The organism is Streptomyces xinghaiensis S187 (assembly GCF_000220705.2).
GTDB lineage: Bacteria > Actinomycetota > Actinomycetes > Streptomycetales > Streptomycetaceae > Streptomyces > Streptomyces xinghaiensis.
The window spans coordinates 4,311,918-4,334,961 of record NZ_CP023202.1 but is presented as its reverse complement, the minus strand read 5'-3'; the positions used below and the strand labels follow the sequence as shown (position 1 = coordinate 4,334,961).

21 protein-coding genes and 1 riboswitch are annotated in these 23,044 nt (G+C 72.1%); of the genes, 5 read left to right on the top strand and 16 right to left on the bottom strand.

Annotation, left to right across the window (positions count from 1 at the left end; genetic code table 11):
- Window positions 1-64: 64 nt before the first annotated feature.
- Window positions 65-1,384, bottom strand: coding sequence for an SAM-dependent methyltransferase (locus tag SXIN_RS18590; RefSeq protein ID WP_095757244.1), 1,320 nt, complete (start codon window positions 1,382-1,384; stop codon window positions 65-67).
- A gap of 272 nt (window positions 1,385-1,656) precedes the next feature.
- Window positions 1,657-3,084 carry an NAD(P)/FAD-dependent oxidoreductase gene (locus tag SXIN_RS18585; protein WP_019711726.1) on the bottom strand — a complete coding sequence of 476 codons (1,428 nt, stop codon included), beginning with the start codon at window positions 3,082-3,084 and terminating at the stop codon, window positions 1,657-1,659.
- Window positions 3,085-3,651: 567 nt separating this feature from the next.
- On the opposite strand from SXIN_RS18585, the gene SXIN_RS18580 reads away from it, so the two are divergent.
- Window positions 3,652-3,924 carry a type II toxin-antitoxin system Phd/YefM family antitoxin gene (locus tag SXIN_RS18580; protein ID WP_019711727.1) on the top strand — a complete coding sequence of 91 codons (273 nt, stop codon included), beginning with the start codon at window positions 3,652-3,654 and terminating at the stop codon, window positions 3,922-3,924.
- Window positions 3,921-4,190, top strand: a complete 270-nt coding sequence (locus SXIN_RS18575; protein ID WP_019711728.1) for a type II toxin-antitoxin system RelE family toxin — start codon at window positions 3,921-3,923, stop codon at window positions 4,188-4,190. Before SXIN_RS18580 ends, SXIN_RS18575 begins: the two co-directional genes overlap by 4 nt.
- 119 nt (window positions 4,191-4,309) lie before the next feature.
- Here SXIN_RS18575 and SXIN_RS18570 read toward each other — a convergent pair whose 3' ends face one another.
- On the bottom strand, window positions 4,310-6,934 hold the full coding sequence (locus SXIN_RS18570; RefSeq protein WP_039824341.1) for an NACHT domain-containing protein: 2,625 nt from the start codon (window positions 6,932-6,934) through the stop codon (window positions 4,310-4,312).
- Between the two features lie 52 nt (window positions 6,935-6,986).
- On the bottom strand, window positions 6,987-8,336 hold the full coding sequence (locus SXIN_RS18565) for an NsdA family TPR-like regulatory protein (protein ID WP_019711730.1): 1,350 nt from the start codon (window positions 8,334-8,336) through the stop codon (window positions 6,987-6,989).
- 245 nt (window positions 8,337-8,581) lie between these two features.
- Between SXIN_RS18565 and SXIN_RS18560 the strand changes: the two genes are divergently transcribed.
- The gene (locus SXIN_RS18560) at window positions 8,582-9,010 is read left to right on the top strand and encodes an ATP-binding protein (RefSeq protein WP_095758096.1); all 429 of its coding nucleotides are present in this window, start codon (window positions 8,582-8,584) and stop codon (window positions 9,008-9,010) included.
- 235 nt (window positions 9,011-9,245) lie between these two features.
- Here the strand turns inward: SXIN_RS18560 and SXIN_RS18555 are convergent, their stop codons facing one another.
- The 12 genes from SXIN_RS18555 to SXIN_RS32780 all read right to left on the bottom strand — a co-directional run bounded on the left by SXIN_RS18555 (window position 9,246) and on the right by SXIN_RS32780 (window position 20,466).
- The gene (locus tag SXIN_RS18555) at window positions 9,246-10,208 is read right to left on the bottom strand and encodes a Ppx/GppA phosphatase family protein (protein WP_019711733.1); all 963 of its coding nucleotides are present in this window, start codon (window positions 10,206-10,208) and stop codon (window positions 9,246-9,248) included.
- Entirely contained in the window at window positions 10,205-10,783 is a 579-nt protein-coding gene (locus tag SXIN_RS18550) for a DUF501 domain-containing protein (RefSeq protein ID WP_019711734.1), read from the bottom strand. Before SXIN_RS18550 ends, SXIN_RS18555 begins: the two co-directional genes overlap by 4 nt.
- Before the next feature lie 120 nt (window positions 10,784-10,903).
- The gene (locus tag SXIN_RS18545; protein ID WP_039824345.1) at window positions 10,904-11,380 is read right to left on the bottom strand and encodes an FtsB family cell division protein; all 477 of its coding nucleotides are present in this window, start codon (window positions 11,378-11,380) and stop codon (window positions 10,904-10,906) included.
- A 144-nt stretch (window positions 11,381-11,524) separates the two neighbouring features.
- Window positions 11,525-12,811: a phosphopyruvate hydratase gene (gene eno / locus SXIN_RS18540; RefSeq protein WP_019711736.1), complete on the bottom strand. Its 1,287-nt coding sequence runs from the start codon at window positions 12,809-12,811 to the stop codon at window positions 11,525-11,527.
- Window positions 12,812-13,107: 296 nt separating this feature from the next.
- Window positions 13,108-13,845 carry a LysM peptidoglycan-binding domain-containing protein gene (locus SXIN_RS18535; RefSeq protein WP_095757243.1) on the bottom strand — a complete coding sequence of 246 codons (738 nt, stop codon included), beginning with the start codon at window positions 13,843-13,845 and terminating at the stop codon, window positions 13,108-13,110.
- A gap of 4 nt (window positions 13,846-13,849) precedes the next feature.
- A riboswitch (cyclic di-AMP (ydaO/yuaA leader) is annotated at window positions 13,850-14,014 on the bottom strand.
- Between the two features lie 319 nt (window positions 14,015-14,333).
- Window positions 14,334-15,215, bottom strand: a complete 882-nt coding sequence (locus tag SXIN_RS32785; protein ID WP_019711738.1) for a transglycosylase family protein — start codon at window positions 15,213-15,215, stop codon at window positions 14,334-14,336.
- Window positions 15,216-15,330: 115 nt separating this feature from the next.
- Window positions 15,331-16,644 carry a cytochrome P450 family protein gene (locus SXIN_RS18520; RefSeq protein WP_019711739.1) on the bottom strand — a complete coding sequence of 438 codons (1,314 nt, stop codon included), beginning with the start codon at window positions 16,642-16,644 and terminating at the stop codon, window positions 15,331-15,333.
- 229 nt (window positions 16,645-16,873) lie between these two features.
- Complete coding sequence (locus tag SXIN_RS18515) at window positions 16,874-17,698, bottom strand: lysoplasmalogenase (RefSeq protein ID WP_238153801.1); 825 nt, start codon at window positions 17,696-17,698, stop codon at window positions 16,874-16,876.
- Between the two features lie 195 nt (window positions 17,699-17,893).
- A complete protein-coding gene (locus SXIN_RS18510; protein WP_019706142.1) occupies window positions 17,894-18,328 on the bottom strand; it encodes a DUF6479 family protein in 435 nt (144 codons plus the stop codon).
- Window positions 18,329-18,356: 28 nt separating this feature from the next.
- Complete coding sequence (locus SXIN_RS18505; RefSeq protein ID WP_019706143.1) at window positions 18,357-19,409, bottom strand: nucleoside triphosphate pyrophosphohydrolase; 1,053 nt, start codon at window positions 19,407-19,409, stop codon at window positions 18,357-18,359.
- Between the two features lie 82 nt (window positions 19,410-19,491).
- A complete protein-coding gene (locus SXIN_RS18500; protein ID WP_019706278.1) occupies window positions 19,492-20,133 on the bottom strand; it encodes a SurA N-terminal domain-containing protein in 642 nt (213 codons plus the stop codon).
- A gap of 201 nt (window positions 20,134-20,334) precedes the next feature.
- Window positions 20,335-20,466, bottom strand: a complete 132-nt coding sequence (locus SXIN_RS32780; protein WP_272951817.1) for a hypothetical protein — start codon at window positions 20,464-20,466, stop codon at window positions 20,335-20,337.
- Window positions 20,467-20,847: 381 nt separating this feature from the next.
- On the opposite strand from SXIN_RS32780, the gene SXIN_RS18495 reads away from it, so the two are divergent.
- Together SXIN_RS18495 and SXIN_RS18490 are read left to right on the top strand one after the other, a co-directional pair.
- Window positions 20,848-21,933, top strand: coding sequence for an acyltransferase (locus SXIN_RS18495; protein WP_039824351.1), 1,086 nt, complete (start codon window positions 20,848-20,850; stop codon window positions 21,931-21,933).
- Window positions 21,934-22,078: 145 nt separating this feature from the next.
- Entirely contained in the window at window positions 22,079-23,044 is a 966-nt protein-coding gene (locus SXIN_RS18490) for a glycosyltransferase family 2 protein (RefSeq protein ID WP_095757241.1), read from the top strand.

Sequence of the window (23,044 nt, the reverse complement as noted above, 5' to 3'; positions counted from 1 at the left end):
GACGTACGGCCGTCGCGGACGGGGCCCGGCGCGGTCGGTGCCGGATGCCGCCGGATGCCGCCGTTCAGGTCTCCGTCCACGCCCGGGGGCGCAGCGGGAGGCCCGACGTGCCGCCCTCCGGGGTGCGGACGGCGAGGATCTGGTTGACGCCGATCCGGTTCCGTTCGAAGGAGAGCGCGGACGCGGCCATGTAGAGCCGCCACACCCGGGCGCGGCCGGGCGAGACCATGCGCACGGCCCGCGGCCAGTCCCGTTCCAGACGCGCCACCCACTGACGGAGCGTCAGTGCGTAGTGCTCGCGGATCGCCTCCACGTCGCGCACCTCGAAGCCGGCCTCCTCCAGGCGGGAGACGGTGGAGCCGACCGGGGCCAGCTCACCGTCCGGGAACACGTAGGCGTCGATGAACGCGTCGATGCGGTACTCCTCCTCGTCGGGCTCCGGGCGGCGGGCGATCTGGTGGTTGAGCAGCCGGCCGCCGGGACGCAGCAGCCCGTGGAGCACGCCGGCGTACGCCCGGTAGCGCGCCGAGCCGACGTGCTCGGCCATGCCGATCGAGGCGATGGCGTCGTACGGGCCGTCGGGGACCTCGCGGTAGTCCTGCACCCGGATCTCCACCCGGTCCGCCAGTCCTTCCTCGGCGATCCACTTGCGGGCGTGGGCGGCCTGCTCGGAGGAGAGGGTGATCCCGACGGCGCGCACCCCGTACTCGCGCGCCGCGTGCAGCACCAGCGCGCCCCAGCCGCAGCCGACGTCCAGCAGCCGGGAGCCGGGGCGCAGGGCCAGCTTGCGGCAGACGAGGTCGAGCTTGTCGCGCTGGGCCGCCTCCAGGTCGGCGCCCTCCGTCCAGTAGGCGCAGGAGTACACCAGGGAAGGGCCCAGGACGAGGGCGTAGAAGTCGTTGCCGACGTCGTAGTGGTGGCTGACGGCCCGGCGGTCGCGGCGCGGGCTGTGCAGCGGCCCGCCGCGCAGGCGGCGCGCCTCCTCGCGGGGCGGCGGCGGGGGCAGCCCGGGGCCGGCCAGCGTCACGAGTTCGCGGACGGCGGCCCGGGTCCGCGGGTCGCGCAGGGCCGCGGCAGCGCCCAGGGCGCCGCGGACACCGCCGCCCGGGCCCGCACCACGCTCCCAGAACAGGCCGGACAGCCGGTCCATCCCTTCGTAGAGATCGCCGAGGATGTCCAGCTCACCGGCCACCCAGGCGCGGGCCAGGCCGAGTTCGCCCGGAGACCAGAGGAACCGGCGCAGCGCCCGCCGGTGGCGTACGGCGAGGACGGGCGCGCCGGGCGGGCCGTCCTCGCTGCCGTCCCAGGCCCGGATCCGCAGGGGGAACGGGGTGCCCAGCAGTTCCTCGGCGAGTGCGGTGAGCCGCCGCGCGGCGTCGGTCATGTCTCGTACACCTCCGTGGGCGGGAGCGGTGAACGCCTGTGCCTCTACGGAAGCACCGGGCCCGCCCGAATCCCAGACCCCTGCGGGACAGAGGCGGGGGCAGCGCGGCCGGGACGGAGGTCCGGCGCACCCGGGCCGAGTGACCACGGAGCGGCGACCGCGGTCCGGGAACGCCGAAGGGGCGTCCGCCCCACGGATTCGGCGGACGCCCCTTCGGGCCGCTGTTCTGCTGTTCTGCTGTTCGCGGGGCCGGGCTGCCGGGCCCCGCGTGGTCAGGAGGCCCTGGCCTTCTCGGAACGCCCGGCCCGTTCGGCCTTCTCGGACGACTCGGCCGTCACGGGCCGGGCGTCGGAGGGGGCGGGCGCCGGGCGGGCGGCCTCGTAGAACTCCTCGCGGGGGTTCTCCATCGCGCCGAGGGACACGACCTCGCGCTTGAGGAACGTCTGCAGGGTCCAGTCGGCGAAGACCCGGATCTTGCGGTTCCAGGTCGGCACGGCCATGCCGTGGTACGTGCGGTGGAAGTACCAGGCGGCGCGGCCCTTGACCTTGATCTTCACGCGCTTGCCGAGCCGGATCACCGCGACGCCCTTGTGCAGGCCCAGACCGGCGACCGCGCCCTTGTTGGCGTGCTTGTACTCCTTCTGCGGGAAGCCCCGCAGCGCGGAGATGACGTTGTCGCCGAGGACCCGGGCCTGACGCAGCGCGTGCTGCGCGGACGGCGGGCACCAGGCGTTCTCGACGCCCTCGGCGCGGGCGGCGAGGTCCGGCACCTGGGCGTTGTCGCCCGCGGCCCAGATGTAGTCGCTGCCCTTGACCTGGAGCGTGGCCTCCGCGTCGACGTGGCCGCGCGGGCCGAGCGGCAGGCCGTAGCGGGCCAGCGCCGGGTTGGGCTTGACGCCGGCGGTCCAGACGAGGGTGCCGGAGTCGACCTCCAGGCCGTTCTTGAGCACGACGTGGCCGTCGACGCAGGACTCCAGGGAGGTCTGGAGGTAGACCTCGACACCGCGCTTCTGGAGGTGCTCCAGACCCCACTTGCCGAGCTCGGGGCCGACCTCCGGGAGGATCTTGTCGGCGGCGTCGACGAGCACGAACCGCATGTCCTCGCGGGAGACGTTCGGGTAGTACTTCGCCGCGTCGCGGGCCATGTCCTCGACCTCGCCCACGGTCTCCGCACCGGCGAAGCCGCCGCCGACGAAGACGAAGGTCAGCGCCTTGCGGCGGACCTCCTCATCGGTCGTGGAGTCGGCCTTGTCGAGCTGCTCCAGGACGTGGTTGCGGAGGCCGATGGCCTCCTCCACGCCCTTCATGCCGATGCCCTGCTCGGCCAGGCCGGGGATCGGGAAGGTGCGGGAGACGGCGCCGAGCGCCACGATCAGGTAGTCGAAGGGCAGCTCGTAGGCCTCGCCGACGAGCGGCGTGACCGTGGCGGTCTTGCGGTCCTGGTCGATGGTCGTGACGCGGCCCGTCAGGACCTCCGCCTTGGGGAGCACGCGCCGCAGCGGAACCACGACGTGGCGCGGGGAGATGCTGCCGGCTGCGGCTTCGGGGAGGAAGGGCTGGTACGTCATGTACGAGCGCGGGTCGACGACCGTGACTGTCGCCTCGCCGTACCGCATCTTCTTGAGAATGCGGCGCGCCGCGTACAGGCCGACGTAGCCGCCGCCTACTACGAGGATCCGTGGACGCTCCGTGGTGCTCATGATTCGAGTATCCAGCACTCCGGAGGGGGTGCTCGTGAGGCCCTTCACAAGGACTCCTCAGCGCTGTGTTACACTCCGCGCCCCATCGCAGGAGTCCCGACATTCCGGGCGGGCCGGCCACCCGTCCGGCGGCGGCGAAACCCCTCGTGAGCTGGGGTTGTACGCTCGGGAGCAAGCAAACCGCCGGGGGCGGCCGGCTTCGCCGCCCCGCCGCCGGGGCCGCACCCGCCTTCGTCTCGGAGGCTCCGCGCGCCCTTATCCGGGGTTTATCAGCCGCTCGGACGCATTCACCGCCACTTTTTCATGTGAAGAGTTTCACGAACTCTTTTTGGCCAAGTCGCGCACCCTCCCCGCAGGGCCCCGCCGAGGCCGCTCACCCGATACGCGCCCGGCTCAGGAGAGAGCCGAACGCCTACTCCGGAGGCCGGCCCCCGACCCGGACCCGGCCCGAGGGACCGGCCGTCGACGCGGCTCCTACGCCACGGACCAGGCGATGCCGTCCAGGATGGCTCACGAGCGCGAGCTTACGCCTGGCGTCGTGTACACGAGCATGCGTACACTCGCTCCATGACCGAGAACACCGCGACCGTCAGGGAAGCACGCGCGCATCTCGCGCACCACATCAACCAGGCCGAGGAAGGCACTCCGACGGTCATCACACGCAACGGTGCCCCGGTCGCCGCGGTCGTGCCGATCACCGACTTCGAAGCGCTGGAAGAGGCGGCCGACGTGATGCTGGCCCGCGAGGCGGAAGCGGTTCTGGCCGACGACGAGCCCACCGTTTCGATGGCCGAGCTGCTGGCGGACCTGTTCAGCGAGCGCGGTGAAGGCGCCGCGTGAAGTACGCGTTCCGGTTCACCACGGCAGCACAGCGGCAGCTCCGGGCCATCAGCCGACTCGAAGCCATGCGCATCCTGACCGCACTGACCGCGCTCGGCGACGACCCCTACCGCGAGGACGCCGACATCAAGAAGCTCACCGGCACCTCGGGGCTCTACCGGCTCCGAGTCGGCAACTACAGGGTCGCCTACCAGATCAACGACGGTGAACTCGTCATCCTCGTCGTCAAGGTGGGCGACCGGCGCGACGTCTACCGCAACCTCTGAACGGCTTCGGGATCAGCGCGGAGACTCGGCCCCGGAGATGCCGAATCCATGCAGCCCGAGCTGGTCGCAGCCTCCATCAGCCCCGGAGTGGTTCATCACCGGAGTGGAAACAGCCGCAGTCAGCTTGCGCGGAGGATTTTCACCGTCGGGGGCAACTGCTCCGCTCCGACGACCCTCGCTGCTGCGGGCAACCGAAGCGTTCGGAGGGAGAGCACACGCCGAAGTGAACTCACATCGACCTCGGGAACCGGGGCCTCCAGGGTCAGCTCGGTGAGACGGGAGAACCAGGCAAGCCACTCCCAGGAGCAACGCAGATCTGCCGCGATGCACAGTCTCGTGAGGCGGTCCTGCACGCAGGAGCGTTGGATCTCCTCCGGGCTGAGAGGGGATGTGATCCTCAGGAAGGACCTTCCACCGAAACGGTGCAGGGTACGGAGTTCTCGACTGCTTGAAATGACGAAAAAGAGGTCTTCCTCGTGCAGATAGGCGATGACCTCCTCACCGTAGCGGTCGGTGTCGAACCGGCTCCAGGCCAGAGCCAGCTCTGTGCGTACCCGTAGATCGTTCACGGTCCGGAATCGAGTGAGCACCGGGATTGCGGCATCGGTTCCGATCCGGACAGCGGTGAGGACTGTGAAGTATGCCTCGTCGGGAGTGAGGTTCTCTGGGCCCTGCAGCAGCTCCAGCACCACAGGGCCGACGTCTGCCAGGCCACGGGCTTGGGCTACTGAGCGAGGCGGAATGAGCTTCTCGGCACGATGCTGGACTTCGGTTCGCACGGCGGGGTCGAGCTCGGTTGCGTCATCCAAGCAGGCCGCAGCCAGCAGATGGAGGCGGTGGCGGGCGTCTTTCGAAGCGTCGCCGTGTGTGATCAGTCCGGTGAGCAGCCGTGTCCGTTCCGCGGGGCGGGCATGGGCCACGGCCATCCGGATCACGTCCTCCCACTGGTCAAGGTGAGCGTTCCCGCCGAGGAAGTCGAAATCGAGACTCTCCACGGCAGCCCTGGCTCCGAGGTAGTCCTGAAAGGTCCGGTGAATGAACTGCATGGTGCCTTCAACGGGCTCGAGGAGCAGTCCGCTGCGGACCAGGAGGTACCGGTAGATCTGCTCTACCGTGCCCTGTTCGGCAACGCGTGGCATGGCCGTCAGTGCTCGGGACAGCAGGTCCAGGACATCCGTCGCATCCATCTCCGAACGGCCATTGCGGATCAGCCAGTACGCAAGTTTCTGGATCAGCTGCACCTGGTGGGTTTCACCGATACGCATGTCACCCGTCCGGTAAATGCCACGCTCCCGGTCTCTCCGGGACAGCAGCATGGACAGGGCGGCGTCATACAACTCTTTACGTCCATCGGGAAGATAGCCTCTCCGGTCACGATGCAGCGCACAAATTAATGCGCACATGAGCGGATTGGTCGCAAGTCGGGCGAGTTCCTGCTTGGCCCGTACGGCATAGAGCAGTTCCTTACCGTACGCGTCTGCACTGCCGGCCGCATGATGCCAGCGTTTAATGAATGCAGCAACGTCGTCACGGCTCATGGGAGCCAGGTCCAGTTCGGAGAATTCCTCACACGCCAGCCAGTGTTCCCGCACGGCCGAGGGCCGCGAAGTGACGAGCCAGCGGTTCTTCGGGTATGCATCGATAAGATCCCTCAGCCAACTGCGGGCATCCTCGCGCTCCGCCTCGGGCATCTCATCGATTCCGTCGATCAACATCAATCCACGCCCTGCGGTCAGCACCCGGTCATACCAGCCTGTCGGCTGGGCGTGGGCGATCGGACATCCGACTGCCGCAAGGAATTCGTCCGGGGTGGGCAATCTCGCCCCGGCGCGGGTCAGCGACCGCATAGGGAGCACGAACGGCACCAAACCGTGAAGGTAGAGCGTTCTTTCGTCAAGACCGTTACGAGCGGCGCTCAAGGCCAGCCACTGCACCAGGGTGGTCTTGCCAGAACCGGCCACCCCTCGTAACAAAACCCGGTCACGCCCGGACAGAACCTGTTCGGCAGGCAGCACCACCGGCATGTCCCCGGCCGTGGTGCCCGTGGCCTCCAGACTCAGATATGCGGCGTCGAGAGGCCATAGCCCCGAGGCTTCGGGCAGATCAAGACCGAAGATGGTCAGCTTGCCGTATTTGCGCGAGATGTAGCGCGCATAGCGCTCCTCAAAACCGCCGTCCGCCGGGGAAGGTGTCCGGAGGATCAGCAGGTCGATCTTGGAGGACAGTTCCTCGATCCGGCGACTCTGCTCGACGAGCGTACGGGGCACGAACGTGGATCTCGTGGTGAAGAAATGCAGAATATGCAGGCAGGCCGTATCCATGACATTCGCATGCAGCAGCACAGCATCGCTCGAAAGTCCTAGCGTGGCTGCCTGATTTCCCGCCCGAAGGTGTCGAGACAATCCCAGATAGCCGAGTTGGACGGCTTGGATGTCGTCCATATCCAGGTGCCCGAGGGAACCCAACGAGTGCGCGACCGCATTCACCACCGCATGCTGCTCGAAAGCAGGAAGGCGCTCCGACGTGCCGGTTGACTGCGCCGCTCGTTCCACCAACTCTTCTGCGATCTTGCGGAGTTCCGCATTTCCGAGAGCCCGCTTCTCACCCCGGAACGACACCAGGTCCGAAACGCGTACAGGCCTGTCGACCAGACCTGCGCCCGGCCCGTCGGTCACAAACAGTTTCTTCACCAGAGGTGCCACGATGCTCGAAGCGAGCCGGGCCCCAATACTCACAGATTCCATGACAACATCAGCATAGAACTCCAAACCCGACTGCGGCCATGGAATCCATCACTCAGTCCTTCAGCGCCGCCACTTCTCGCGCCCGTCCCGCGAGCTCTCGCGCCGGCCGGGTGCTCGCGTGCCTCCGTAGCTGCCTGAGCATCGTCCCGAAATGATCGTCGCCCCGGGCCGACGAGACGTGCTCATAGTCGTCGAGGAACCGCCCCCACGACGCACAGGACGCGTCGAGGTGCCCGTATGCGTACTGCCGCTGCGCCAGCAGTGCGTACGCGTGCACACGCCCCTGCCGTTCGACCTCCGGCTGCACCTTGATGGAGTGCTGCAAAGCCTTGATGCTGCCCGGGAGATCGCGTTCTTCGTAGAGCACATGGGAGACATGGAACAGCCACGCCGTCCGGTCGTACCCGCCGATCGCATCGCGCCGGCTGTCGGCCCTGGACAGCGCAGTCTCCGCCTCGCACAGACGGCTGTGAGCCAAGCGCCGGTCGCCCACCATGCTTGCCGCATGCGCCTGCTGTCCCCGGAGAAAGGCGACCAGCCTCGGCCCGGCGGCCGGCGCTGCCTCCGCGGCCGAGTCGGCGAGCTCCAACGACTTGCGCCCGTATCCCAGGCTGGATGCCTGGAGACTCATGCCGCGCAGCGTCCGGCAGTAGGTCACGTGGTCCTGCGCCTCGTTCGCCAGCTTCAACGCCTTGACGTAATAGGTCTGGCCGAGACCATGAGCTTTCTCGTACATGGCCATCCACCCCGTCAGATACGTGAGATCGGACGCGGCGGCCAGCATGTTGAGGCGCACCGTTTCGCTCGCCTGTGCACGCAGCCAGGGGCCGACGGTGTTGACAAGGAACGCGGCCGCCATGGGACGGGCATGCCCCGCGCCCAGTTCGTCGAGGATGCCGGCGATCCGGTCGGTCATGGTGCGCACCGCCCGGACTTGCGAGGCTCCGATCCGGATTGTCCTTTTGCCGGGACTCACCGGCTGTTCTCCGGCATACGCGGGGCCGGAGAATCCGGGAAGGGCAAGCGCTGACGAGAACACGCCTGCAGCGAGCACGCCGCGCCGTGACGGGTCCATGTCCGCCCTTCCGAGATCCACCACCTCCTCGACAGCGTCGGCCGGATCATGCCTCAGCACGGACGGGGCGGGGGTGAGTCCGGCTTCGGCGTGTGTCACGGGGCGGCCGAGCTGGGCCGAGATCACCTCGACGATCAATGCCCTGACCGGCGGTTTCGGACGCGCGCCGGCGATCCAGTGCGAGACGCTGGACTGGCTGTAGTGGAGATCCAGTCCCGCCTGTACGCCGAGCCGGTTCACGCGCTGCGCGAGCTGCGTCCGCGTCAGTCCCGCCTGGTCGAGCAGGTCCGCGAGGGCGGGGTTGGGTGTGCGCTTCTTCGTGGTCACGCCTCATCTCCCGACGGCATTCACGGCGTTCACGGTTCCACCGGCTTCCCACGGTACCTGCGGAGGGTGACCGTGCGGTTACCTCTTCAGCGAATCCCGAACGTTCTCAGCCCGAAAGGTGGCCTGGTGGAGGCCCTGACCGACCAGCGCAGAATCCATGTCCCCCTGTTCCTGTCCGCCGTCGACGAGCGCCCAGGCCACGCCGACTCGCAGCCCGAGGGGACACGGTGAGCCTCGAACGAAGCCTGCGGGCCCTGCCGGCACCGGCCTCGTCACCATCCGCCTCTCCCCACGTGCTGCTTCTGGCGAGCGAGCCGCAATCCGTGAGAGCAGCACGCGAGTTCGTCCGCGAGCATCTGGAGAAGCACGTCCCGGACGCGAGCAGCGGCCACGTCGACACCTGCCTCCTGGTCACATCCGAACTGGTCACCAACTCAGTCCGCTACGGCAGCGAGCCCGGCGATCTCGTACGCCTGGTACTCGATGCCGACGACGCCCGCACGCGTGTCGAGGTACACGACCCGGTCCGCCGCCGGCCGCGCAGGCGCCCGGAGTCCGCGCTGCGCGGCCACGGGCGTGGCTTGCTCATTCTCGACACTCTGTGTGCCGGCCGGTGGGGAGTCAGTGACAGACCCATGGGGAAGGCCGTGTGGGCAGAGGTGAAGGCGACGTGACCTCACTGCGGCCGGTCCCGTACGGCCACCACCGGGTACGCGCGGCACCACGGTGCGGCGGAAAGACGGTGCGGCGGACAGGCGCTCACACCTCACCCTCATGACCACTGTGACGTCTCCGGTCCCCTCCCCGGACGCACGGTCCCGCTCGGGCCACACGGCAGCCCCGATTTCCGAGCGGGGCACCGTGGCCGTCGCGCGTCCGGGTCCCGGCGAGCCGGCACGGACCGACGGATCAGTCACCCTGCCGGTGCTCCTCCACCAGAGACCAGGCGATGCCGTCCAGGATGTCGTGTTCGCTGACGACGACCTCCGCGGCGCCGGTCCGTTCCATGACCGCCAGCAGCACCAGGGCGCCCGCGCCGATCACGTCCACCCGGCCCGGGTGCATCACCGGGATCGCGGCGCGCTCGGCGTGCGTTGAGCCCAGCAGGCGCTCGGTGATCTCCCGGACCCGCTCCACGGGGACGCGGGAATGGTGGATGGCCGCCGAGTCGTACTCCGGCAGTCCCAGCGCGATCGCGGCCACGGTGGTGACGGAGCCGGCCAGCCCCACCAGCGTCCGGGCCTCGCGCAGCGGCACCGTCCGGCCGGCCAGGTCGAGCGCGGCGTCGATGTCGGCCCGTATGGCCGCGATCCGCTCCCGCGACGGCGGGTCGGCGACCGCGCCGTCCCGCACCAGATGGCGTTCGGTCATCCGGACGCAGCCGATGTCGACGGAGCGCGCGGCGCGCACCCGCTCGGCGCCGACGACGAACTCGGTGGAGCCGCCGCCGATGTCCACCACCAGGTACGGGGTGTCCAGATCCCGCCGCCCGGCCAGCTCCCGGGTCGCCCCGGTGAAGGAGAACTCCGCCTCCTGGTCACCGGTGACGACCTCCGGCTCGACGCCCAGGATGTCGCGGACCCCGCGCACGAAGTCGTCCCGGTTCTCGGCGTCGCGGGAGGCGGAGGTGGCGACGAAGCGGAGCGGCCCGGCGCCCAGTGAGCGGATGGCGTCGGCGTACTCGCGGCAGGCGGCGAAGGTGCGCTCCAGGGCCTCCGGCGCCAGCCGGCCGGTGCGGTCCACGCCCTGGCCGAGCCGGACGATCGTCATCCGCCGGTCCAGGTCCGTGAGCTCGCCGGTGGCCGGGTCGGCGTCGGCGACCAGCAGCCGGATGGAGTTCGTTCCGCAGTCGATCGCGGCCACCCGGGTCATGCGGTCTCCCCTTCCGCTGCGCTCCCCTGCTCCCGCGCCCCCGGGCCGGCGGCGGCCGGTTCGCCCGGGCTCACGCACGGGCCCTTGCGCCACCACTCCGGCAGCAGGGCGATCGCCTCGTCACCCAGCGGGTTGACGCCCGGGCCGGCGGCCAGTGAGTGGGCGACCAGGACGTGCAGGCACTTCACCCGGTCCGGCATACCGCCCGCGCTGGGGAAGCCCCGGAGGACCTCGACGGCGTCACGGCGGGCGATGTAGTCCTCGTGCGCGGCGCGGTAGGCGGCGGCCAGGTCCTCGTCCTCGGCGAGCCGGGCCGTCATCTCCTTCATCACGCCCTCCGCCTCCAGCGTGCCGATCGCGGAGGCGGCGCGCGGGCAGGTCAGGTAGTACAGCGTGGGGAACGGGGTGCCGTCCTCCAGCCGCGGCGCCGTCTCGACCACGTCGGGCTGCCCGCAGGGGCAGCGGTGTGCGATGGCCCGCAAACCGCGGGGCGGGCGGCCGAGTTGCTCGCGGAACGCCGCGATGTCGGCCTCGGTGGGTGCGGTGGGCGCGGTCTGGGGAGGGGGCGTGTCCATGCCGGTGCGGATCTCTTCGGTCGGTTCGGGTGGGAAGTCCGGACGGGTCGGAGGGGGACGAGGAGGACGGGACGAGACGGGGAGGGCGGCCGGCGGGGGGCCCGGGCCGCCCCGGGTGCGTCAGCCGCCGGAGTCCGCCCGGTCGACGTCGCTCCACAGTTTCCGGTACCAGGGGAGCTCGTCGGCGTCGTCGTCCTGCCCGGCCTTCTCCCCGGCGCCGTCCGCGCCCCGCGGCACGATGTAGCCGGTCTCGCCCGGGCGTACGTAGTGCAGCCGCTCGCGCAGCTGCCGCTCGGCGTAGGCGTCGTCCTGCCAGCGGGCCTTGAGGTCGCGCAGCTCCTCGACCGCCGCCCGCGCCTCCTCGGCGCGGCGCTGCTGTTCGGCGATCTCCGACTGCTGCGAGACCCACTGCCGCATCGGATAGGCGAGGGCGACGACCAGCGTGCACACGACCAGCGCCAGCAGCGCGGCCCGGCCCGTCAACCGGTTGCGGCGCCGGGGCCGGGCCCGGTAGACCCGGGCGGCGGCCTGCTCGCCGAGGGCCCGCAGCCGGGTCGCGGTCGAGCCCTGCTGGGAAAAGGGGGAGAATCCGGACAACCTCGCCCCGCCGCCGGCGGGGGCACCCCTGTCGCGGTCCGCGGACACGCTCGCCTCCCCTGTCGTCCGTTGCGTCACGTCCCCGGCCACGGTACGGGACCGGGCCGGGGACGTGCCGTACTGACGTACTGGCGTGCGCCGGGGCTAGCGGCCGAAGCGCGGGAACGCGGAGCGGCCGGCGTACACCGCGGCGTCGTCGAGGATCTCCTCGATGCGCAGCAGCTGGTTGTACTTGGCGACGCGCTCGGAGCGGGCCGGTGCACCGGTCTTGATCTGGCCGCAGTTGGTGGCGACGGCCAGGTCGGCGATGGTGACGTCCTCGGTCTCGCCGGAGCGGTGGGACATCATGCACTTGTAGCCGTTGCGCTGGGCCAGCTCGACGGCGTCCAGGGTCTCGGTCAGCGAGCCGATCTGGTTCACCTTCACCAGGAGCGCGTTGGCGGTGTCGCTCTCGATACCGCGGGCGAGGCGCTCGGGGTTGGTGACGAACAGGTCGTCACCGACGATCTGCACCTTGTCGCCGAGCTTCTCGGTGAGGGTCTTCCAGCCCTCCCAGTCCTCCTCGTTCAGCGGGTCCTCGATGGAGACCAGCGGGTACGCGGCGACGAGCTCGGCGTAGTAGTCGGTCATCTCGGCGGCCGAGAGGGACTTGCCCTCGAAGGAGTAGGAGCCGTCCTTGTGGAACTCGGTGGCGGCCACGTCGAGCGCCAGGGCGATGTCCTGGCCCGGCTCGTAACCGGCCTTGCGGATGGCCTCCACGATGAGGTCCAGGGCCTCGCGGTTGGAGCCGAGGTTCGGGGCGAAGCCGCCCTCGTCGCCCAGGCCGGTGCCCAGGCCGCGCTCCTTCAGGACGGTCTTGAGGGTGTGGTAGACCTCCGCGCCCCAGCGCACCGCCTCGGAGAAGGACTCCGCGCCGATGGGGGCGATCATGAACTCCTGGATGTCCACGTTGGAGTCGGCGTGCGAGCCGCCGTTCAGGATGTTCATCATCGGGACCGGCAGCAGGTGGGCGTTCGGGCCGCCGAGGTAGCGGAAGAGCGGCAGGTCGGACGCCTCGGAGGCGGCGTGCGCCACGGCGAGCGAGACGCCGAGGATGGCGTTGGCGCCGAGCGAGGACTTGTCGGGGGTGGCGTCCAGGTCGAACATCGCCTGGTCGATCAGCCGCTGCTCGGTGGCGTCGTAGCCGACGAGCTCCGGGCCGATCTGCTCGATGACCGCGAGGACGGCCTTCTCCACACCCTTGCCGCCGTAGCGGTTCTTGTCGCCGTCACGGAGCTCGAGGGCCTCGAACGCACCGGTGGAGGCACCGGAGGGGACGGCAGCACGGCCGGTGCTGCCGTCGTCGAGGCCGACCTCGACCTCGACCGTTGGGTTGCCTCGCGAGTCGAGGATCTCCCGGGCTACGACGACGTCGATGGACGGCACGAGCATCTCCTTCTGGGAATGTGACGCTGGATCGCAGTGTCTTTCTCGCCGCGAACGGCTCTGCGCCACGAGCCTAACCGTCCCGGGGGCCGGGGTCGGCCGACCGCCCGTCCGGCGAGACGAAAAGACATCCGAAATCCGGCATTGAGGGGGCAATCACCTCGGAAGAGGTGGCTCGAAGAGGTGCCCGGGGGCGCCGTGGCGCCGTGGCGCCGGGAACGGAAAGGCACCGGCCCGGCGCCGCCGGTGGGCGCGCCGTGCCGGTGCCGTGCCGCCGGGAGCGGGGCGGCCCTGCGGGGCGGTCAGCTCAGCCGGAGGAGCTGGCCGGGGTAGATGACGTCCGGGGCGTCGATCTTGTCCCGGTTCATGGCGTAGAGCTTCTGCCAGCCGCCCTTGATCCCCAGGGTCTCGGCGATCTCGGAGAGGGTGTCGCCCTCGACGACCTCGTACTTGCCGTCGACCAGCTCGGGAGCGGATTTCTTCTCCGCCCCGTCGGCTTCCCCGGTCTTCGGCGCTGCGGCCGTGTCCCGCCGCTCCGCCCGGACGGCGGGCGCGTCCGCGGACCGCTCCTGCCGCGGCGCGGCCTGCTCCCGCTCCTGCTCGCCGGAGTCCCGGCCGAGTCCGGTGAGCGGGGCGACGCCGGGGGCGGGGCCGCCCGCCTTCAGCCCCCCCGCCCCGGCGCAGGTCCAGGCGCCCGGCCCCTGCATGGCGAGCAGCCGTTCGGCGGTCGCGATCTGCTCTTCCTTGGTGGCGAGGTCGGCGCGCGGGGCGTAGCGCAGCCCGCCCGCGGCCTTCCAGCTGGACTGCTTGAACTGCAGCCCGCCGTAGTGGCCGTTGCCGGTGTTGATCTTCCAGTTGCCGCTGGACTCGCACTGGGCCACGGCCTCCCAGGTGTCGACGGAGGCGGCGGAGGCGGTGTCGGCGGTGCCCACGAGCGGGATGGCCGCGGCGGTGCCGGCGGCGCCGGCGAACGTGACGATACGACGTGACTTGGGCGGGGCGGGGCGGCGGTGCCTGCCCTTGTAACCGGTACGCAGCATGAAACGTCTCTCTCACCGACGCCTGCGAGGTGAGCTGTCGGGTTGGGGCTGTGAGCGGCCCTGCCGAGTGCTCCCGCACTGGGCTTCACCCCTAGCCGGTCGGTCCGCGCGGGCGGTCCTCACGGCACTTACCTGGGTCCCCCGCTCCTGCCTACGGCGCTTGCGCGGCGACTGCCCTCCGGCCACCGGCAGGACTCGGCGTGGTGGTCGGGGGTGCCCGCTGGCGGCGAGCGATAAGACGTTAAGCACATCGTCACTGACGGGACATAACCCGACACACCGTCACTTTCCTCCCGCACGGTCGTCCGTGCCGCCGTTGTCGCAGGTGGCGGCCGGGACGGCGAAGAGGGCGGCCGGTGGCCCCGGTTCATCCGATGGGACGCAGGGACCGCACGCCGCACCGGTGCGCTGCCGCACCGGCCCGGAGCGGCCGGAGCCGGGGCCCGCGTCCCGCGGGACGGTGCGCGCCCGGCCGCCGCCGGGGCGGATCAGAGTGCGGGCCGCGCCGACCACGTCGCGGCGTTCGCGGAGTACGTCCACTCGCCCGACACCGAACGGTCGTCGGCCGCGCCGCCGTAGACGGCCTCCGGAAGCACGGCGTAGGGGCCGGGCTCCGGCGACGTGCGCTCGGTGCCGCGGTCGGCCGCCGCGTCGTCACGGGAGGCGTGGCGCCCGGACGCGCGGTCCTCGTCCTCGTCCCCGGCCTCCGCCGCGGTCTGCTCCGGCGCGGGCTCGCCGCGGTGCTTGCCGCTCTTGGAGGGGGCCTTCTCCTCGGCGGTGCCGGACAGCCCCAGGTCGAGGAGGCCCTCGTCCGGCTCCTCCTCGTCCGACGGCGCGGCGGACTCGCCGCCCTGCCCCGGCGCGGAGTCCCCGGCGCCGGAGCCGTCCGCGTCGTCACCGGAGCCGCCGGTCTCCAGCAGGCCGCCGAGCAGACCGCCCGACTGCTCCGCGCTCTCGGCCCCGGAGTCCTCGGAGGCCGCGTCCGCCGCCTTGCCGTTCCCGGTGAGGCCCGCGTCCGCACCGCACTTCGGCCAGGCGCTCGGGCCGACGGCCGCGAGGACCTTCTCCGCGACGGCGATCTGCGCGTTGCGGCTGGCCTGGTCGGCGCTGGGCGCGTAGTCCAGCCCGCCGTACTGCTCCCACGTCTGCTGGGTGAACTGCAGTCCGCCGTAGTAGCCGTTGCCGGTGTCCGCGCTCCACAGGCCGCCGCTCTCGCACTCGGCGACCTTGTCCCAGGTGCCGGCGTCGGCGGCCTGCGCACCCGTCGCGCCGAGCAGCGGCATCGCGATCCCCGCGCCGGCCACGCCCGCCGTGACGAGAAGGGCCGGAGCCTGACGGGGTTTGCGGTGTCTGCCGTTGCCGGAAAGCATGAAGGGCCTTTCGTCGAGGGCCGAAGGTCGAGTCCCGCCGAAAAATAGCGGGCACCGGAGGCGCGTCACAAGTCGATGTAGTGGAGATCACGCGAAGATCACGAATGATGTCACGTCAGGTGCGGCGCGTTTCCCCCGGGTCCGGTACGGGCACAGGGGCGAACTCCACCGGCAGGGTACGCAGGCCGCGCATGATCAGTCCGCCGCGCCATCGCAACTCCGCCGGATCGGCCGCCAGTCGGAGATCCGGGAGCCTGCGCAGCAGGGCCGCCAGCGCGGTGCGCGCCTCCAGCCGGGCGAGCGGAGCCCCGAGGCAGTAGTGGATGCCGTGGCCGTAGCCGAGGTGCGGATTGTCGGTGCGGGAGAGGTCCAGGGCGTCCGGGTCCGTGAAGCGCGCCGGGTCCCGGTCGGCGGCGGCGAGCACCACCAGCACCGGGTCGCCGGCGGCGATGCGCTGCCCGCCGATGACGGCCGGCTCGGACGCGTAGCGCCAGGTCGCCAGCTCCACCGGGCCGTCGTAGCGCAGCAGTTCCTCGACCCCGGTCGCCAGCAGCTCAGTCTCGCCGGCGGCCAGTGAGCGCTGGAGCCGCTCGCGCGGGCCGGGTTGGCGGAGCAGGGTGTACATGCCGTTGCCGATGAGGTTGACGGTGGTCTCGAAGCCGGCGAAGAGGAGGATGAAGGCCATGGCGGCGGCCTCCCCCTCGGTGAGGTGCTCGCCGTGGTCGCTCGCCCGGATCAGACCGGAGATCAGGTCCTCACCGGGGCGGGCCACCGGTCCGAGCGCGGCCCGCTTGCGGTGGATCAGCTCGGCGAGGTAGTCGCGCATCTTCCGGACCGACCGGCCCACGCCGCCGCGCGGCGCCCGGTCGCCGCCCGGCCCGGAGTGGCGCATCATCATGCCCGCCCAGTCACGGAAGTCGTCCTGGTCCTCGCGCGGGACGCCCAGCAGATCGCAGATCGCGTAAATGGGCAGCGGGAACGCGAACTCGTGGATGAGATCGGCCTCCCCGCGGGCCGCGAAGCCGTCGATGAGCCGGTCCGTCAGCTCCCGTACGCGCGGCTCGAAGGCGGCCACCCGGCGGGGGGTGAACGCCTTGGAGACGAGACGGCGCAGCCGGGTGTGGTCGGGCGGGTCGATGTTCAGCAGATGGGTCATCAGATCGGCGCCGCGCTCCCCGGGGATGCCCGTCTTGCCCTTGGCGTGCGCCGGCCCGGAGTGATGCGCGGGGTTCTTCGACAACCGCCCGTCGGCCAGGGCCTGCCGGGCGTCGGCGTACCGGGTCACGAGCCAGGCCTCCACCCCGCTGGGCAGCGTGGTGCGGTGCACGGGGCTGTGCTCGCGCAGCCAGGCGTACGCCGGGTACGGATCGTCGGCGAACTCCTTGGTGAACAGCTCGGGCGGGGACGGGGCGGCGGTCTTCTCGGGCACGTGTCCGACCGTACCCGGCGCCCGGACGGGGCCGCGGGGCCCCCGTCCCGGGGACCGGGCGGGCCACGGACGGTGCCTGAGCGGTGGCCGGTCTCTGTCCGGGCGGTGGCCGGGCTCTGCCTGGGCGGTGGCTGGGCTCTGCCTGGGCGGGGGTCCGCCGGTGCCCGGCCGGCCGGTGCTCCGGTGGCTCGCGGCCTCGCCCGTCGCGGACCGTGCGGCCCCAGCGGCGTCAGCCGGGCAGGGAGCGCTCCCGCTCCTCCCGGCGTTCCAGCCAGCCGGTGGTGATCAGGTACTGGCCGGCGAGATAGCCCGCCATGATCATGAGCTCCTGGCCCGGCACCTTGCGGCCCGCGGCCTGGAGGCCGATCAGCAGGTCCGAGCCGACGAACGCCACCGCTCCCGCGCCCACCTTGCCCCCGACCCCGAGGCCGGCCGCGCCCATCGTCATCAGCGCCAGGCTGTATCCAGCGACCGGCAGGCGCAGCTTCTTCTCCAGCCCCGGGGAGATGACCGCGTTGGCGGCCGCCCAGGCGGCCAGGCAGCCGAGGGCCGGCAGGGGCCGCTCGCGGATCGCGCGGAACGCGCCGAGCCGGGCGTAGCCGGTGGTGTAGCTGACCTGGGTGCCGAGGAAGGCGGCCATGCCGAGGAGGAAGGCGGGCTCGTGCTCGTCGAACAGCAGGGCGGTGTCACCGGCGGTGGCACAGGCGAGGCCCGCGACCAGCGGTGCCGGTGCGGGCGTCTTCCCGTCGGGCCTGCGGCGCAGCGCGTGGGCCGCGAGGGCGGGCATCAGCAGGGGCTTGGCGGCGCGCTCCCAGCCGCGGGGGCCGCGGGCCACGGCTATCAGGTCGGCGGCGGCCAGCGCGCCGAAGGCGACCAGCGGGCCGCGCCCGTGGCCGTCGGGCCGCGCCATCCGGGCGGCGGCCGCGGCGGTCCGCCGCAGCAGCCCGCCCCGGCGGGCCGTCCGGCCCGCCCGGCCCCGCTCCGCGCCGGCCGGGACGGCGGCGCCCCGGCCGGTGCCGCCGCCGCGTACTTCGCTCCACCCGCTGATCGTCATGCCGGGCAGTCTCGCCGCCGGTAGACACGGCGTCAACAGTCTCTGCCGGAGCGAAGGGCCTCATGACGTGCGGTGATCGGGGGCGTGCCGGCCGGCGCCCGGTCTCCCGGCCGGCGGTCGGCACCGTACGATTCCGGGCCGTTCCCCGCTCCCCGCGCCGGCCGGCCGGCCCGTCGCCCTCTGCGCCCGACGGTCTCAGCCCGTGCCGTGGCCGCTGCCGCCGCGGTCCCAGGTCTGACGCTTCGGGGCGGGGCCGCCGACCTCGCCGGTGCCGGGAGCCTCTTCCTCGACGCCGTACGGGCCCAGCTCGTGGGGGAGGTACCGATGGCCGTCCCGGGGCAGTTCGGGAGAGTGGTCGCGGTGTCCCTCGACCGCCTCCCCGGTCCCCAGGGTGTCCTGGTGCCCCGGCCCGTGGTCCGGTGGCGTGGTGTGACCGTACTCCTGGCGGGTCTGCCAGGCGCCGGAGCGCTGCTGCGGCCCCTTGGGGACACCGGGCTCCCGCGCCTTCATCCTCCGCCCGAACCACACGGCCGCGATCAGGGCCGCCACGAGTGCCAGCCCGATGAACAGCGGGCCGAGACCCACCAGGTGGTCGTCCTCCACCGCGAATTCCAAGCTCAGCAGATCCATGGCTGCCGGGTACCCCTGCGGATCGGGATCAATCGGACCGCTCGGCCGCCCGGACGGCGTCCCGGTAGGCCCGGGCGGCCGCGCGGAGCGCGGACTCCGGGTCGGTGCCGGCCGCCTCGGCCCGCACCGCCAGGGCCAGCAGCGCCTCGCCGAAGCCGTCGCCGTCACCGGCCGCGGACGGGAGGGGGACCTCCAGTCCGGCGGTCCGGACGCGGGAGGCGAGCTTGGCGGCCAGCGCCAGCGCGGGCTGGCCCAGCGGGATGCCCTCGGTCACGGACTCGCGCCGCTTCTCGGCCGCCTTGGTGCGCAGCCAGTGCGCCTTGACGTCCTCGGGGGTCTCGGCGGCCTCGTCGCCGAAGATGTGCGGATGGCGGTGGACGAGCTTCTCCACGATCGTGCCCGCCACGTCGTCGATGGAGAACGGCTCCTCCGGGTCCTCCTCGGCGATCCGGGCGTGGAAGACGACCTGGAGCAGCACATCGCCCAGCTCCTCGCGGAGCGCCTCCCGGTCGCCCTCCTCGATGGCCTCGACCAGTTCGTACGCCTCTTCGATGCCGTACTTGACCAGGCCCTCACTGGTCTGCCGGCTGCTCCACGGGCACTCGGCGCGGATGGTGTCCATGACCTGCACCAGGTCCAGCAGCCGGGCGCCCGGCAGGTCGTACGAGGCGGGGAGCAGCTCCAGGTCCGGCATCCGGACGCGGCCGGAGCCGGCCAGCCGGGCCAGCCCGTCGGTCAGCCGCGGTTCGCCCTCACCGGACGGGACGACGACGACCGTGCGGCCGCCCGCCGCTGCCTCCGTCCCCGCGTCCCCGGTGCAGTAGGCGACCAGCTCCTCGGCGGACGGCAGCTCCCCGCCAGACTCCACCGCGATACCCGCCTCCCGCAGATACGGCAGCTGCGGGTGGTCCGGGTCGGGGCAGAGCACGCTGTCGGCGGCGCGCAGCGTCCGCCAGGCGGGCCAGGACAGCAGTCCGGGCGCCACCCGGTGGCTGGTGGTCAGCAGGACGATACGGCCTGGGGCCGCGCTCTCGGAGGGGACCGGGGCGCCGGGCCCGGCCGCCGTTGTCGCGTCGTTCACGGAACCGAACGTAACCCACCGCCCGCGCCGCCCGCCGGGCGTCCCCCGCGGCCGCCGGCCCCGGCCCGGGCGGCGGGGCCGCTCAGGACTGGCGCGGAGCCTGCTTCTCCGGCTGCAGCCAGGGCTCCTGGACGGTGTCGAGCAGCACCTGCTCGTCGTTCCACGTGCCGAAGCGCGGGTTGACGTCGATGCCCATGCTCTCGGACGCCTTCTGCAGGGCCCCGACGACCTTCTCCTGGCCCTCCGGGGTGGTCCGGTCCGCGCCCAGGCTCTCCGCGAGCTTGTCCATGAGGACCTGGTTGCGGAGGGTGTCCTCCAGCTGGTCCGGGCCGATGGAGTACTGCTGGAGCCACATCTCGCGCAGCCGGTCCGCGCCGCCCGCGGCCTTCTCGGCCTGCTCCCTGATCCGCTGGACGTCGGAACGGCTCGCGCTCACCCCGGCGTCCTTCGCGGCCCGCGCCAGCACCTTGTCGAAGATCATGCTGTTGAGGGTGGAGCGGCTGAGCCGGCCCGTGCCCTTGATGAGCTGGTCCGCGTCCTTGGACTCGCTCTGCGCCGCCCGGACGTCCCGGGCCTGCGCCTGGACCTGGGACACCGTGATCTTGTCGCCGTCCACCACGGCCGCGGCCCCCGGATGGGCGTCACTGCCGCACCCGGTGAGGAGCGGCGCCGCGGCGAGCAGCGCGACGGCGGTGACGGAGAGCGCGGACCTGCGGCGGTGCATTGTGCCTCCCGGCGGTGGGGCTCCCGGCGCCCGTCGGGGCGGGGAGCGTGGGCCATGCGGCGGTGCGTGGGCGGTGTGCGTGGCGGGTGGTGTGCGTGGCGGGGCGGTGCACGGTCGGTGCGGTGATCGATATTAGGCAGTCCGGGCGGCGGGAACCAGCACTTCTTCCGGACTGCCCCGGCGGCCGCGGACCGCCCCGGGTCATCGGCGCCGGCGGGCCCGCCGGAGGGCGGCCACGCCGAGGTCGTCCCGCAGGGGGCGGTACGACGAACCGGGGGCGTTGAAGAGCATCACGGTCGGCTCGCACAGCAGGCGGAGCAGGATGGTGACCACCGCGCCCGCGGCGGGTGCCGGGGGCGGGGCCGGGATCGGGGAGGGGGCGGGGTCGCCGGGAGTTCGCCCGGCGTTCCCCTCGGCGTCCGCCGGCCGTCGCCCGGGGGTGGGAGTCTCGCCCTTCGGCGTGATGTCACGGGCCCGGCGGGTGCCGTGCGCCGCCGGCCTCCCTCTCCGCCCCCGCTCCTCCCCAGGTGATCCGTGCCCTCCAACGATGTGACGTCCGGCCGCGCCCCCGCACCGCGCCCCGCGGCCGCCGCAGTCGCCGCCACGGTGGCGGAACCGTCCGGGCGGGCGGAGGAACCGCCCGGCGGCCGCGACTCCGGCCCGGGCGGGACGACCGTGGCATCCACCGGCCCCGCCACTCCGGCCGGATCCGCGGTGTCCGCCGCTCCCGGCAAGGCTTCCGGCGCACCCGCGCCCGCACCCGCGCCCACGGCCCCGGCTCCCCGGGAGCACCGGTACGACATCGATCTGATCCGGATGCTCTGCTCCTGCGGCGTGATCCTGGGTCACGTCGGCTCGGCCTTCATCGCCGCCGTGGGCCGTCAGGAGGCGGGTGGTCCGGCCGCGTACTGGGCGGGCATGAGCGCCGACGCCGTCAGCCGGTTCGCGGTGCCCATGTACTTCGCCATCGCCGGTTGGGCCGTGCTGGCCGGCGCCCCGCCGCGGGACGGCCGGCGCGTCTGGCAGCGGATCGTCAAGATCGGTGTGCCGCTGGCCGTCTGGACCGCGGTCTACCTCGCCTGGGGGCGGTGGCGCGGCACCAACGAGGACCCCATCGGCGAACTGGCGCTGGACTCCGTCTTCGCCTCCGTACGCCCCGCGTACCACCTCTGGTACCTCTACACCTACCTGCCGGTGATCACGCTGCTGGCCTGCGCCGCCCTGGTGCGCTCCGGCCGGCGCCCGTGGGGCCTGGGCGCGGGGCTGCTGGCGCTCGCCGCGGCGCCGCAACTGATGGGCGACATCGGGGAGTTCACCGGCTGGGAGATGCCCCGGTTCGGCTGGGGGTTCGTGGTCTACCAGATCGTGTACGCCGTCCTGGGCGCCCTGCTGTTCGCGCTGCCCGCGGGCGCGCTGGGCAAGCGGCGGGCGCCGTGGGTGGTGCTGGCGGTCCTCGCGATGGGCGGCATCCTCTGGTACCAGCACGCGGTGCACTACGTCATCCCCAACGCCCATCTGCTCGTCGCCCTGTTCATGGGCGGGGTGCTGCTCTCCCTCCACCGGGTCCGCGTCCCGGAGCGGCTGCGGCCGGCGCTGGGCCGGCTCGCGGCGGCGGCGTACGGCGCGTATCTGGTGCACGTCCTGGTGATCGACGTGCTGGCACACCCGTTCGTCGACGCCGGACTGGGAGCGCTCCGTGCCGGCGTGCTCACGGTCGTGCTGACCGCGGCCACCATCGTGCTGTCGTTCGGGACGAGCCTGCTCTGGGGACGGCTCCGGCTGCGGCGGTGGCTCGGCTGAGCCCTCCGCCCGCCACGCACACCGCGCCCCACCGCACCGAGCCGACACCCGGCGTTCACCCCGTGCTCCCCCGGAGGCCATCCGGGAGGGCCGCCGTTTCCCCTACCGTCCCGCTGACGACACCCGATCGCGACAAGGCAGCCAGGTGACCAAGCTCTCCGTCATAGTTCCCTGCTACAACGTCCAGCAGTACCTGCCGGACACCCTGCGCAGCCTGGCCAACAACGCCGGGGAGCACATCGAGTTCATCCTCGTCGACGACCACTCCACCGACGCCTCCGCGGAGATCCTCGACCGCGCGCGGCGCGAACTGCCCCGTGCGACGGTCATCCGGCAGCCGGAGAACGGCGGCATCTCCCGGGCCCGCAACACCGGTCTGGAGGCGGCGAGCGGACGCTGGATCACCTTCCTCGACGGCGACGACTGGTACGGCCGCGGCTATCTGGAGAATCTGCTGGCCGCCGCGGAATCGCTCGGCTGCGACTTCGTCCGCACCGACCACGTCCAGTCCACGGGGAAGGACCGGGTCGTGCGCCGTGCCCCCGCCTCCCTGCGGAACGCGGTCTGCAGCCCCCGGGACGCCGTCAACCCGCCCCACATGGAGACGATGGTCGACTACCCGTTCGTCTGGGCCGGGATCTACCACCGCCGGCTGTTCGAGAACGGGGCCCTCCGCTTCGACACGGACCTGCGCACCGCCGAGGACCGGCTGTGGACCTGGCGGCTCTATCTGACCGCCGAGACCTGCGCGACCGTCGGCCTGCTCGGCGTCTTCTACCGGCGTGGCCTCACCACCTCGCTCACCCAGATCCTCGACGAGCGCCAGCTCGACTTCATCCCCGCCCACGACGCGATGCTCGACCTGGTGCTGGCCGACCGCGAGCGCGACCGCTTCCTCCCCAAGGTGGTGCGCACCTACTGCGCCCTGATCGCCTTCCACCTGTCCAAGGCGGACCGGTACCAGCCCCGGGTCGCGCGGCGGCTGAAGCGCGAGGCCGCCGCCGCGCTCGGACGGATGCCGGCGGACGTCCTGGAGCGGACCCTCACCGACATGGGCCCGGAACGCGGCCGGCTGCTCGGCGCCCTGCGCCCGGCCCGTAAGGCCGCCTGA